The sequence below is a fragment of the Thioclava sp. JE_KL1 genome, assembly GCF_009296265.1.
Lineage (GTDB): Bacteria > Pseudomonadota > Alphaproteobacteria > Rhodobacterales > Rhodobacteraceae > Thioclava.
Genome location: NZ_WBJS01000005.1, coordinates 67,283 through 80,695, shown reverse-complemented (window position 1 = coordinate 80,695; position 13,413 = coordinate 67,283). Strand labels below are relative to the sequence as shown.

Annotated in this window: 10 protein-coding genes; 8 read left to right on the top strand and 2 right to left on the bottom strand. The window is 65.4% G+C overall.

Annotated features, from left to right (window positions below; translation table 11 throughout):
* Window positions 1–16: 16 nt before the first annotated feature.
* Window positions 17–571: an ActR/PrrA/RegA family redox response regulator transcription factor gene (locus F8R15_RS10360; protein WP_078522717.1), complete on the bottom strand. Its 555-nt coding sequence runs from the start codon at window positions 569–571 to the stop codon at window positions 17–19.
* Window positions 572–635: 64 nt separating this feature from the next.
* On the bottom strand, window positions 636–1,298 hold the full coding sequence (locus F8R15_RS10355; RefSeq protein ID WP_078522718.1) for an SCO family protein: 663 nt from the start codon (window positions 1,296–1,298) through the stop codon (window positions 636–638).
* A 105-nt stretch (window positions 1,299–1,403) separates the two neighbouring features.
* On the opposite strand from F8R15_RS10355, the gene regB reads away from it, so the two are divergent.
* The 8 genes from regB (at window position 1,404) to trxA (ending at window position 13,379) form a co-directional block, all read left to right on the top strand.
* Window positions 1,404–2,786: a sensor histidine kinase RegB gene (gene regB / locus F8R15_RS10350; RefSeq protein ID WP_152844528.1), complete on the top strand. Its 1,383-nt coding sequence runs from the start codon at window positions 1,404–1,406 to the stop codon at window positions 2,784–2,786.
* Window positions 2,787–2,886: 100 nt separating this feature from the next.
* On the top strand, window positions 2,887–4,491 hold the full coding sequence (locus F8R15_RS10345; protein ID WP_152844527.1) for a PAS-domain containing protein: 1,605 nt from the start codon (window positions 2,887–2,889) through the stop codon (window positions 4,489–4,491).
* A 40-nt stretch (window positions 4,492–4,531) separates the two neighbouring features.
* Window positions 4,532–5,026, top strand: a complete 495-nt coding sequence (tsaE, locus tag F8R15_RS10340) for a tRNA (adenosine(37)-N6)-threonylcarbamoyltransferase complex ATPase subunit type 1 TsaE (RefSeq protein WP_152844526.1) — start codon at window positions 4,532–4,534, stop codon at window positions 5,024–5,026.
* Window positions 5,019–6,014: an aminoglycoside phosphotransferase family protein gene (locus tag F8R15_RS10335; protein WP_152844525.1), complete on the top strand. Its 996-nt coding sequence runs from the start codon at window positions 5,019–5,021 to the stop codon at window positions 6,012–6,014. Before tsaE ends, F8R15_RS10335 begins: the two co-directional genes overlap by 8 nt.
* On the top strand, window positions 5,990–6,673 hold the full coding sequence (locus tag F8R15_RS10330; RefSeq protein WP_083079406.1) for a nucleotidyltransferase family protein: 684 nt from the start codon (window positions 5,990–5,992) through the stop codon (window positions 6,671–6,673). Before F8R15_RS10335 ends, F8R15_RS10330 begins: the two co-directional genes overlap by 25 nt.
* The gene (gene addB, locus F8R15_RS10325) at window positions 6,666–9,617 is read left to right on the top strand and encodes a double-strand break repair protein AddB (RefSeq protein ID WP_152844524.1); all 2,952 of its coding nucleotides are present in this window, start codon (window positions 6,666–6,668) and stop codon (window positions 9,615–9,617) included. The genes F8R15_RS10330 and addB overlap by 8 nt, the downstream gene beginning before the upstream one ends.
* A complete protein-coding gene (addA, locus tag F8R15_RS10320) occupies window positions 9,614–13,003 on the top strand; it encodes a double-strand break repair helicase AddA (RefSeq protein WP_152844523.1) in 3,390 nt (1,129 codons plus the stop codon). Before addB ends, addA begins: the two co-directional genes overlap by 4 nt.
* 55 nt (window positions 13,004–13,058) lie before the next feature.
* A complete protein-coding gene (gene trxA, locus F8R15_RS10315; protein ID WP_078522726.1) occupies window positions 13,059–13,379 on the top strand; it encodes a thioredoxin in 321 nt (106 codons plus the stop codon).
* The last annotated feature ends 34 nt before the right edge of the window (window positions 13,380–13,413 follow it).

Genomic DNA, 13,413 nt, shown 5'->3' with positions numbered 1-13,413 from the left:
CAACCTAACCAAAACGTCAGCGAGGGCTTCTCTTAGCCAAAATCCGCTGAAGGGTCCGGCGGTGCATATTCAGGCGGCGCGCGGTTTCCGAAACATTCCGGTCGCAAAGTTCGTACACCCGTTGAATATGTTCCCAGCGCACGCGATCCGCGCTCATCGGGTTTTCCGGCGGCGGCGGGGCAACCTCGCCTTTCGCCAATAGCGCATTTGTGACGTCGGTGGCATCGGCGGGTTTCGCGATATAATCGGTCGCGCCCATTTTTACGGCGGCCACGGCGGTCGCGATGGCCCCATATCCGGTCAGCACAACGATCCGCGCGTCCGCACGCTTTTCGCGCAGCGCCTCGACCACGTCGAGCCCGTTGCCATCCTCGAGCCGCAGATCGATCACCGCATAGGCGGGCGGGTTCGATTGCACGATGGCGCGCCCTGCAGCGACCGTTTCGGCGGTCTGGGTCTCGAAGCCGCGTTTCTCCATCGCGCGGGCCAGCCGCGTGAGAAACGGGAGATCATCATCGACGATCAGAAGCGATTTGTCCGACCCGATATCGGCGCTGATGTCTTCAGCCATTATCGTAACTCCCTCTCGCCGAGTTTGACGCTTGGATTTGTTTTAAGCTGTTGCGCCTGCTCGGTCAATTTCCGGCTGCGCCGTCGGGATTGGCCTTTTTCCATGCGTCGACGAAACAGGAGACGCTGTCGGCCATCTGCTCGGGCGTGGTGTCGCGGTTGTAGTATTCCGCGAAGCCGGTGTCCGGGAAGACGAGATAGCTTTGGGTCGAGTGATCAATCAGCGTGTAGGGATCGCCCGGGTCCTGCACTTTGAAATAGGTGCGGTATTCCTGCGAGACCTTCTTGATCTGCTCCGGCGTGCCGGTCAGCCCGATCATTTTCGGATGCATGAGATCGGTGAATTCCTTCAGCAGCTCGGGCGTATCGCGCGCGGAATCGACCGAAATGAAGACCGGCGTCACCGAATAGCCGCGCTTTTCGAGAAGGCTTACGGCCTCGGCATTGCGCGCACTGTCGAGCGGGCAGACATCCGGGCAATAAGTATAGCCGAAATAGAGAATGCTCGGCTCGGTGATGACATCCGTATTTGTCACTTCCTTGCCGTTCTCATCGGTCAGAGTGAATGGACCACCGATTTCGCCTGCGCCGCCTGCGACGACGCTTTGCCGGCACTGCGCGAAAATATCGTCGTCATTGCTGCGGGTCGCGGCGAACCAGGTCACCCCGAGGCCGATAACCACGATCGCGGTCGCGGCGGCAGCGGAAATTTTCGCAATACGGTTCATATTGTCACTCCTCTCACGGCTGCATTGATCGCGCGGCGGGCGCCGATTATCAATGCTTTCATGCCGCCAATTCCGGCGATGTGCGCTTTGGACGCGGGAGACGACATGACTCAACGCCTCGAGGCCCAACCCGGCCCGGCCGAGATTCACCACGACTGGGTGCGCCTCCGGACGCTGATCTTCCTGCGCTGGACCGCGATTGTCGGTCAGCTCGGCGCAATCTTCGTCGCCTATTTCGTCTATGATATCGCGCTGGATCTGGCGCTGTGCCTTGCCACGGTCGCGGCGGCGATTGCCGCCAATCTCGTGGCGATTTTCCTGTTTCCCGACACCAAGCGCCTGACCCAGCCCGAGGCGGCGGCGACGCTGATGTTCGACATGGCGCAGCTCGCGCTGCTGCTGTCGATCACGGGTGGGATGAACAACCCCTTCGCGCTGCTCATTCTCGTGCCGGTCACGATAGCGGCCACCGCGCTGGAGCGGTCTGCGACGATCCTGCTTGGGCTTGCGACGATGGTGATGATCTCGATCGTCGCGGTGGTCTATCTGCCGCTGGTCAGCAAGACCGGCGAGGTGATCGCGGTGCCCGACGTGTTCGAATTCGGCTATTGGCTGTCGATCATCATCGGCGTCGCTTTCTTGGGTGCCTATGCGCATAAGGTCGCGAGCGAAGTGCGCTCCATGGGCGACGCGTTGCGCGCGACCCAGCTGGCCCTGACGCGCGAGCAGAAGCTGACCGATCTGGGCGGGGTCGTCGCGGCGGCGGCGCATGAGCTGGGCACGCCGCTTGCGACGATCAAGCTGGTGAGTTCGGAGCTGGCCGACGAGCTCGAAGACAGCCCCGACCTGCGCGACGATGCGCTCTTGATCCGCGAGCAGGCCAATCGGTGCCGCGACATCCTCCATTCGATGGGCCGGGTCGGGAAAGACGACCTGCATATGCGGACCGCGCCCATCGTCGCCGTTCTGCGCGAAGCGGCGGACCCGCATATGGAGCGCGGGATCGAAATTCACTTCGATGCCCATCCCATCGTCGAGGGGCTGGAGCGTCAGCCGACGATCTACCGCTATCCCGAATTGATCCACGCGCTGCGCAATTTCATCCAGAACGCCGTCGATTTCGCGCACTCCACGGTCTGGGTCGAAGCGGAATGGGACGACGAAGAGATCACCGTGCGGATCAGCGACGACGGCAAAGGCTATCCGACGAGCGTGCTCAACCGGATCGGCGATCCCTTCCTGCAGCCGCGTGCGAATGCGGCGGAGCGCAAAGGCTATGAGGGGATGGGGCTTGGCGTTTTCATCGCGAAGACCCTGATCGAGCGCACGGGCGGGCGGCTCACCTTCTCGAATGGCGACGCGCCCTTCGCGCCCGGCGCCGCGACGCCCGCGCGCTCCGGTGCGGTCGTGGAGGTTGTCTGGCCTGCGTCGCGCCTTCTGGCGCGGGACGATGCGGGGCTTGGTTTGAACCAGCCGATCGCGGTCTGATCGCCTTCACCTCTCTTGCCGCCCCCCGAGCGAAGTTAACGCTGAGTTAACGAATCTTTCGCACCCTCGGCCTGGGGACAGGTTTGAGAGGCCGAAAGACATGACGACTGCATGGCTTGAGGCGACGATGATCGCGCTTACCTCGGTGGGCGCGGCCTTGGTCGCGTTGCTGCTGACATGGCTCGCCGTGGGCCGCGCGCCGGGGCGCAGGCTGACCCCCGCCGCGCGAGAGGACATCGAAGAGGTGGCCTTCCTGTTCGATGACGAGGCGCTTGTGGATGCAACGCCCCCCGCGCGGCGCTTGCTGGAATCGATGCCCATCGGGGCGAGCGATTGGACGCGCTTCACCGCGTTCGCCGCGCCGCGCTTTCCCGAATTTCAGTCCCGCATCGGCCAGCTCGCCGATCTCGGACGGCTTGAGATGACCGAGGTTGCGAGTGCCACCGACAAGCCCCGGCTCCGCCTCACCGTCGAGAATTTCAACGGTCTGGCGCGGATCACCCTCGTCGATCCCGAAGGGGAGGGGCAGGGCCAGCGCATCGACAGTCTCTCTTTCCGGGCAATGGAAGACGAATTGGAGATGATGCGCACGACGCTTGACCGGTCGCCGGTTTTGATCTGGCGGACCGAGAAGGGGGGTGAGCTGACATGGGCAAACAGAGCCTATCTCGCGCGCGCAGGGGCTTTCGATGCGGGGGAAGAGGGGTTTGGGTGGCCGCTGCCGAGCCTGTTCACGCTGCCGCCCGACGCATTCGACGGGGGCGGGCCGCATCGTCTGGAGATTGGCCCCGCCGCACGGAGCGACACCGATGCCGCGACATGGTTCGACTGTCACTCCGTCGTTCTCGAACGCGGCACGCTGCATTTCGCCCTCCCCGCCGACGCCGCTGTGCGGGCCGAGAAGGCGTTGCGCGATTTCGTCCAAACGCTGACCAAGACCTTCGCCGACCTGCCGATCGGGCTCGCGATTTTCGACCGGGACAGGCAGCTGCGCCTGTTCAATCCCGCGCTGAGCGACCTTCTGCAGCTCGGGCCGGAATTCCTCGCCACGCGCCCGACGCTCTACGCCTTTCTCGACAGGCTGCGCGAAACCAAGATGATGCCCGAGCCGAAGGATTACCGAAGCTGGCGGCAGGAAATGACAGAGCTGGAGCAGGCCGCTGCCTCCGGGTTTCACGCCGAAACCTGGAACCTGCCGGGCGGGCAGACCTATCGCGTCACTGGACGCCCGCATCCCGACGGCGCGGTGGCGTTCCTGTTCGAGGATATTTCGTCGGAAACGTCTCTAACCCGCCAGTTTCGTGGTGAAATCGAGATGGCGCAGGAGGTGTTCGACCGGGTCGGCGACGCGATCGCGGTGTTCCGCCCCTCGGGCGAATTGGCGATGGCGAATGCCGCCTATGGCGCGCTCTGGGGGGTCGAGCCGGAGGCGACGCTGGGCCGGGTGACCCTGCTCGACGCGGTGAAGCAATGGCAGGCGCGCGCCGAACCCAGCGCCTTCTGGTCGTGGCTGCAAAATCTCGCCCGGGAAATCGGCGCGCGCGAGAACCTGACCGAAGAGATCATCCTGCTCGACGGGCGGCATGTGACCTGCCAGCTCGAGACGCTTTCGGGGGGAGCGTTCCTCCTGCGATTCAGCACCGATACGGCGTCCGACACGTCGCCGCCACGTCAGACGGGCACCACCGTCGCGCAGCAAGGCTAGCCGCTTGGCAAAGGGGCGATCGGCGCGCTAGAACCGAGCCATGCCCGCGCCGACGCACGCCCCCGTTTCCACCGAAATGCCCTGCCTCGATCTCCCCGATCCCGAGGCGACGGAGCGGCTTGGCGCGCTCTTTGCCGAATTCGCCGGGCCGGGCGATGTGCTGCTCCTCGACGGTCAGATCGGCGCCGGAAAGACCCATTTCGCGCGCGCCCTGATCCAGACGCGGCTCGGCGTGGCAGAGCATGTGCCCTCGCCGACCTTCACGCTGGTCCAGACCTACGAGGCCGATTGCGAAATCTGGCATGCCGATCTCTATCGGCTCACCGATCCCGACGAGGTTCTCGAGCTCGGGCTGGATGCGGCCTTCGACTCTGCGATTTGCCTGATCGAGTGGCCCGACCGGCTCGGGTCCGCCGCGCCGAAAGGAGCGCTGCGTCTGCGTTTCGAGCAAACCGAAGAAGGCGCGGCGCGAAGGGTCTGTTTCGAGACGAATACGCCTCTTTCGCGGCAGGTTCTGGAGGCGTGGAATGGTTGATGAAGCCGAGGTTCAAAGCTTCCTCACCGCCGCCGGATGGCACGACGCCAGCCGCCGCCCGCTCGCCGGAGATGCCTCGGCCCGCAGCTACGAACGCCTGACCCGCAGCGCAGATCGCGCCGTGCTGATGAAAGCGCCCGACGGGGCCGAGATCGCCCGCTTCACCCGCATCGGCGATTGGCTCGCCGAGGCCGGTTTTTCCACGCCGAAGGTACTCGCGCGCGACGATGCGGCGGGCCTGCTGTTGCTAGAAGATTTCGGCGATGCGCTCGCGGCTCGTCACCTCGACGCGACGCCCGAAGACGAGCCTGCGATTTATGCCCTGATCACCGAATTTCTCGCCGATCTTCCCCGCCATGCGCCGCCCGAAGATCTGTCGCTGCTGGATGGCCTCGCGCTCGCCGATCTTCTGGATTTGGTGCCGGAGTTCTACCCCTGCACGGATCGCGCCGCCGCAGATGCGCTCCAACAGGCGATTGCCGATAAATTCGACACTCTTCCCGCGTGGAGGCCGGCTCTCTGCCTGCGCGATTTCCATGCGGAGAACATCATTCTGCTGGATCGCCCGGGCCTGCGCCGCCTCGGGCTTCTCGACTATCAGGACGCGCTGCGCGCCCATCCCGCTTATGATCTGGTTTCCGCGCTGCAGGATGCGCGCCGGGACGTGAGCCCGGAGGTCGAGACAGCCGAGATCGCCCATTACTGCGTGCTGACCAAGGCCGACCCGACCACGTTCCGCCTCGCCTACGGTCTGCTTGGCCTGCAACGCGCGCTGCGGATCCTCGGTATCTTCGCACGGCTGACCATTCGAGACGGAAAGCCGCAATATCTTGAGTATATGCCCCGCGTTTACGCCTATATCTCGCGTAACCTCGCTGATCCCGCGCTTGCCGATCTGGCAGAGCTGTTCCACGCCGCCTATCCTGCTCCCGACCCGAATTTGATTGCTGATTTGAGACGAAAATGCCCGACCAGCCCGACGCCTTGATGCTCTTCGCCGCCGGTTTCGGCACGCGCATGGGCGCGCTGACGCAGACCCGGCCCAAACCGATGATCGAGGTCGCAGGGCGTCCTTTGATCGACCACGCGCTTGACCTTGCCCGGGCGGGCGGGGCGCGGCGGCTGGTGGCCAATGTGCATTACCTCGCCGATCAGGTGGTCGCGCATCTTGCCGGGCAGGACGTCGCGATCTCGGATGAGCGCGACGAAATTCTGGAAACCGGCGGCGGGCTGCGCAAGGCGCTGCCGCTGCTGGGTGAGGGGCCCGTGATGACGCTCAACACCGATGCCGTCTGGCGCGGCGCGAACCCCGTGGCCCGGCTGCGTGAAGCGTGGCGGCCCGAGGATATGTCGGCGCTTCTGATGCTGGTGCGGCCCGAAAATGCACGCGGACATGCGGGCGCGGGCGATTTCACGATGGACGAGACCGGCCGCCTGACCCGCGGGCCGGGTTTTGTCTATACCGGTGCGCAAATGCTGAATCCTGCTGGAATAGGCTCTATTTTCGAGCGGAGCTTCTCGCTGAACATCCTGTGGGATGAGATGATCGCGGCGGGGCGTGTCTTCGGCCTCGTGCATGACGGGGGGTGGTGCGACGTCGGGCGACCCGAATCCATTTCGCTGGCCGAGGCGATGCTCGATGAGTGAGGACATCGCCTCCGTCTACGCCCTCCCGCCGGGCGTCGATTTTCCCCGCGCCTTGGTTTCTGGCCTGCGCGCGCGCTTTGCCGACCAGCCGCCCGAAGCGCTGGCCCGGGTCACGCTCTATCTCAACTCCGGGCGGATGCGTCGCCGCGTGCGGGAGGTCTTTCTCGAAAGCGGCGCGCTCTATCTGCCGCGGCTCCTGCTGGTGAGCGATCTCGGGGCCGACCCGCTCGCGGGCCTTCCGCTGCCCGTGCCCCCGCTGCGCCGCAAGCTCGAACTGGCCCAGTTCGTGGAGCAACTCACCCGCGCGATGCCCGAATTCGAGGCGGGTGCGAGCCAGTTTGCGCTGGCCGAGAGCCTGTATTCCCTCCTCGCCGAGATGCAGAGCGAGGGCGTCCATATCGACGATCTCGACCAGCTGGAGCTAACCGAGACCCACGCCCGCCATTGGCAAGAGAGCCTACGCTTCATCCGCATTATCGCGCGTTATTTCGACAACGACGCCGAGCTGGACCGCGAGAGCCGCCAGCGGATGGTCGTGGAAGCGGTGATCGAACGTTGGCGCGAAAGCCCGCCCGCCGATCCGGTGATCGTCGCGGGCTCGACCGGTTCGCATGGGGCGACCTCGCTCTTCATGCAGGCGGTCGCGCGGTTGGAAAACGGTTCGATCGTTCTTCCCGGGTTTGACCGCGACATGACGCAGGCGGCGTGGGATAGTCTCTATTCCGGCCCATTTCCGCTCGAAGACCACCCGCAGTTCCGCTATCGCAGTTTGCTCGACAAGCTCGGGCTTTCGGCGGAGGACGTCGTAGATTGGGACCAAATCACCGCGCCGGACCCGGGCCGCAACCGTCTCGTTTCGCTCGCGCTGCGACCGGCGCCGGTTACCGATCAATGGCGGCGCGAAGGCGCTGGGCTGGGGCCGCTCGTTCCGGCCTGTCAGGGGCTGTCGCTGATCGAAGCGCGCGATCCGCGCCATGAGGCGCTGTCGATCGCGCTCGCGCTGCGCGACGCGGTCGAGCGGGGCGTCAGTTCGGCTCTGATCACGCCCGATCGCCTTCTGGCGCGCCGCGTGTCGGCGGCGCTCGACCGGTGGGGGATCGTGCCGGACGACAGTGCGGGCCAGCCGCTGCAGCAGACTGCGCCGGGCCGGTTCCTGCGGCAGATCGCGGCGATGCGCGCGCGTCCGGTCGGCATTGCCGATCTGATCGCGCTGCTGAAGCATCCGCTGACCGCGACCGGCGAGGAAGAGCGCGGGCCGCACCTGCGCAACACGCGCGAGCTGGAACTGCGCCTGCGCCGCTATGGGCCCGCGTTCCCGGAACGCGAGAGTCTTACGAAATGGGCTGAAAAAGATCCTGATTCACGGGAATCCTGGGCGCAGTGGCTTTGCGATGTTCTCGCGGACTTCGCGGCTCCGCCGGCGGCCGCGCTGACAGATCATGTGGAACAGCACTTCCGGCTCGCCGAACGGGTCGCCGCCGGGCCGAGTGCCGCGACCGAGACCAGCGAGCTGTGGCGCGAGGCGGCGGGCCGTGAAGCGCGTCGCCTGATGGAAGACCTGCGCAGTCAGTCCGGCTTCGGCGGGCATCTCGGCGCGCTCGATTACGCCGATCTGGTTAATCGGCACCTCCAAAGCGGGCTCGTGCGGCAGACGCTCGCCGCGCATCCGCTGATCGCGATCTGGGGGACGCTGGAAGCGCGCGCGCAGGGGGCCGAGCTGGTGATCTGTGGTGGGCTGAACGAGGGAAGTTGGCCCGAAGCCCCCGCGCCCGACCCGTGGTTCAGCCGTCAAATGCGGCTGGAATCGGGTCTATTACTGCCCGAACGGCAGGTCGGCCTCTCGGCGCATGACTTCCAGCAGGCGGTTGCCGGGCCGCAGGTGATCCTGTCGCGTTGCGCACGCGACGCGGAGGCGCAGACGATCCCGTCGCGCTGGCTCAACCGGCTCTTGAACCTCGTGGACGGACTGCCCGATCAAGGCGGCACCGAGGCGTTGGCCGAGATGCGCGGACGCGGCAAGCGCTGGCTCGATCTGGCGGACGCGCTCGAGACGCCGCGGATCACGTTGGAGCCCGCCAAGCGCCCGTCGCCGCGCCCGCCGGTCGATGTACGCCCGCGCGAATTGCCGGTCACCGCGATCGAGACCCTGATCCGCGACCCCTACGATATCTACGCGAAGCGCATTCTGAAGTTGCGCGCCCTCGATCCGCTGCGCCCCGAACCCGACGCCTTGCTGCGTGGGCAAGTGCTGCACCAGATCGTCGAAACCTTCGTGAAGACCTATGACGAGACCGCCACGATCGAGGCGGCGCAGGCACGTCTGATGGAGATCGCCGAGGAGGTGATGCTCCGTGAAATTCCGTGGCCCAGTGCGCAGCGCATCTGGCTCGCAAGGGTCCGGGGGATCGCCGAGACCTTCTGCCGGGCCGAGGCCGAGCGTCGCGCGCAGGGTGCGCCCATGGTGGTGGAGAAAAAAGGCTCTGTTTCACTGCAAAACCCGATTTTCACGCTGACTGCGAAGCCCGACCGGATCGACATTCTCGAAGACGGGCGCGCATGGATCTACGACTACAAGACCGGCACGCCTCCTTCCGAGCGGGAGGTGATGGCCTTCAACAAGCAGATGCTTCTGGAGGCCGCGATGGTCGGGCGCGGGGCCTTCGAGGCGATCGGGCCGCGCGAGGTCGCGGGCATGTCCTATGTGCGGCTGGGCGGCGACGGCGCCACCACGCAGATCAAGGGCAAATCCGGGGATCGCAGCGAGACGCCCGAGGAGAGCTGGGAGAAATTCCGCAAGCTGATCGCGCGCTATTTCGAGCCGACGCAGGGCTTCACCGCGCGGCGCGCCCCGCAGAAGGCACGCGCCCGTACGGATTACGATCAGGTCTCGCGCTTCGGGGAATGGGATGTCACCGATGAGGCCGAGGGGGAGGACGTGTCATGACCCATCCGGCCAGCCTCAGACAGCATAAGGCCTCGCAACCGGACAGCTCGGTCTGGCTCGCCGCGAATGCGGGGTCGGGCAAGACCAAGGTGCTCACCGACCGCGTCGCGCGCATGCTTTTGGCGGGAACAGAGCCTCAGCGCATCCTGTGCCTGACCTACACCAAGGCCGCCGCGGCGGAGATGCAGAACCGACTGCTCGGGCTTTTGGGCGGCTGGGCAATGATGGACGAGGCGAAGCTGCGCGAGAAGCTGCGGGCGCTCGGTGCCGATGTGGCGCTCTCTGCCGAGGACCTGGCGAAAGCGCGGCGGCTGTTCGCCAAGGCGATCGAGACGCCGGGCGGGCTGAAGATCCAGACCATCCACGCCTTCTGCGCGGGGCTGCTGCGCCGCTTCCCGCTCGAGGCTAAAGTCTCGCCGGGCTTTTCCGAGATGGACGACCGCGCAGGGGAATTGATGCGCGAGGATATTCTCGAGGAGATCGCGACTGGCCCGGATTGCGATCGGCTCGATGCGTTGCTCGGCGTTTATTCCGGTGAGGATCTGACGTCGCTCGCAGCCGATATAAGCAGGAATAGGGTCGGTTTTGTAGGCGATCTGGGCTTGCCCGATCTGCTGGAAGCCTATGATCTGCCGCGGGACATGACCGAAGAGGCGCTGCTGTCTGAGGTCTTCGACGACGGCGATCTGAAGATGCTCCGCGAGGTCGCGCCTGCGTTCCTTGCAAGCTCCAAGAACGATCAGCGCGTCGGCGCAGGGTTGGCGGCGGCGCGCACCCGCGATCTGGACGCTGTGCAGGCTCTGGAAGACGTGCTTTGCGTCAAGAAACCGAAGGACGGCCCGCCCTATCAGCCCAAGCTCGACAAGGTTGCTACCAAGGCGCTCGCCAAGGCGTTGGGCGACGGCACGATGGCCGCGCTGTCCGATCTGTCCGAGCGCGTCTCCGAGAACCGTCCCCGCCGCCTCGCCTTCGTCGCGGCCAAGCGCGCCCATGCGTTGCACGGTTTCGCGCAGGTCTTCCTGCCGCGGCTCGACTCCTATAAGGCCGCGCGCGGCTGGCTCGATTTCGACGATCTGATCGACCGCGCGGCGGCGCTCCTGGATGAGCCGTCGGTGGCGCAATGGGTGCTGTTCCGCCTCGATGGCGGGATCGACCATATTCTCGTCGACGAGGCGCAGGACACCAGCCCCCGGCAATGGCGGGTGATCGAGCGGATCGCCGAGGAATTTACCTCCGGCGAAGGCGCGCATAAGGGCGAGCGCACGCTGTTTGTAGTCGGCGACCGCAAGCAGTCGATCTATTCCTTCCAAGGGGCCGATCTTCAGCAATTCGAGGAAATGCGCGCCCATTTCGCCCGAAAATTCGCGGATATCGGTCGCGCGCTCTCTCCGCTGGAACTGGAGCATTCCTTCCGATCGTCCGCCGCCGTGCTGCGTTCCGTGGACCTCGCTTTTGCGCGCGGGGCCGAACAGGGCCTCGGCGGGGCGCCCTCGCATATTGCCTTCCACGAGGCGCTGCCGGGCCGCGTCGATCTGTGGCCCGCGATCGAGTCGGTGAAGACGGATGACGAGGACGATTGGGAGAGCCCGGTCGATCTCACGAGCGCGGAATCGGCGATTTCCCAGCTGTCGCGCATGATCGCCGCCGAGATTTCCGCGATGATCGCGCAGGGTGTGCAAATCCCCGATCACGAGGCGCCCGGTGGCGCGCGCCCGGTGCATGAGGGCGATTTCCTGATCCTTGTGCGGCGGCGGTCGGAGCTGTTTTCCGAGATCATTCGCGCCTGCAAATCGATCGGCCTTGCGGTTGCGGGGGCGGATCGCCTGAAGCTCGGGGCGGAGCTTGCGGTGCGCGACATCCGCTCGCTGCTGAGCTTCCTCGCGACGCCCGAGGACGATCTGTCGCTGGCGGAGGCGTTGCGCTCGCCGCTTCTGAACTGGTCCGAGCAGGAGCTCTATCAGCTCGCGCAGCCCCGGAAGGGCTATCTCTGGGAGGCGCTCCGCCGCGGCGAGATGCGGCCCGACACGCAGGAGATGCTGAAAGATCTGCGCGACAATTCCGATTTCCTGCGGCCATTCGAGCTGATCGAACGCCTGCTGACCCGGCATGGCGGGCGCGAGCGGCTTCTGGCGCGGCTTGGCCCCGAGGCGGAGGACGGGATCGACGAGCTGATCTCGCAGGCGCTGGCGTTCGAGCGCAATGAAGTGCCCAGCCTGACCGGGTTCCTCGGCTGGCTCGATGCGGATGACGTGCAGGTAAAACGGCAGCTGGACGGGGCAGGGCGCGCGATCCGGGTGATGACGGTCCACGGCTCGAAAGGGTTGGAAGCGCCGATCGTCATCCTGCCCGATACGGCGAAGAAAAAAGAGCCTAATCCGCCTAAAATCCTGCGTTTGGACAATGGCGTCGCGGGGCTGCGGCAACCCGCGCCGGACGCGCCGGACGCCCAGCTTTCGGCTGCGGGTAAGGAGACGACTGCCCGCACGGAAGAGGCACAGCGGCTTCTCTACGTTGCGATGACGCGGGCCGAGAAATGGCTGATCGTCGCCGCAGCCGGCGAGGTCGGCGAGGGCGATGAGACTTGGTATAGCCGGATGAAATCGGGCCTCGAAGCTGCGGGAACCGAGGACGTCACGGGGCTTTCCAAGCCGTTGCAGGAACTGGGTGCGTTCCCCCGCCACGCGACCGGCGCATGGCCGGAAAACGCGCTCGCGCCAGCGGCCGCAGAGGAGGTCACGCGACTGGATCTGCCCGCGTGGAGCCTTACGCCCGCCGCGGCCATCGACCCCCCGCCGCGTCCGCTTTCGCCCTCCGATCTGGGCGGGGCGAAGGCTCTGTTCGGTGATGGCGAGATGATGGACGAAGACGAGGCGCTGCGTCACGGGCGTAATCTCCACCGGCTTCTCGAACATCTGCCGGAACGGCCGCGCGACCAGTGGGAAGACCTTGCCGAACTGCTGCTGTCCGAGGGCGAGGATGCGCTGCTTCCGGGTGAAATAGAGCCTGTTTTGGCCGAAGCGATCCGCGTTCTCGAAGCGCCGGGCATGGCGGCCTGGCTGGGCCCGGATTGTCTGGCGGAGGTCGAGATCACCGCTGCGCTGGAGGAATTCGGCGGCCAGCGAATTCACGGCTTCATCGACCGTCTGCGGATCGATGCCGAAGGCGTTCACATCCTAGATTACAAATCCAACCGCATTGTCCCCGCGTCGCCCGATCAGGTGCCCGAAGGGATCGTGCGACAGATGGCCGCCTATCGCGCGGCATTGCGCCAAATTCACCCCGGACGCGCCATCACCTGCGCGATCCTATGGACACAGGACGGAACGATCATGCCGCTCGCAGATGCACAGCTAGACGGGAGCTTGCGCACGCCCACTGTATCTTGACGCCGACGGGGGCGGAACTTACCTTCCTTGCCGACCCAATATTCAGGAGGCTGACATGGCTACCGTTGCTGTTACCGACGCCACTTTCGACGAAGAAGTGCGCAAGTCCGACGTTCCCGTCGTGGTGGATTTCTGGGCTGAATGGTGCGGCCCCTGCCGCATGATCGGCCCGTCGCTCGAGGAGATTGCCCAGGAAATGTCGGGCAAGATCAAGGTCGTGAAAGTGAACGTCGACGAGAACCCCGACAGCCCGGCGACGCTGGGCGTGCGCGGCATCCCCGCCCTGTTCCTGTTCAAGGATGGCGAGGTCGTCTCGAACAAGATCGGCGCAGCCCCGAAAGCGGCGCTGCAAAGCTGGATCAACGAATCGATCTGATCTGCGGATCAGGTTTGACGGAAAAGGGCGCCCT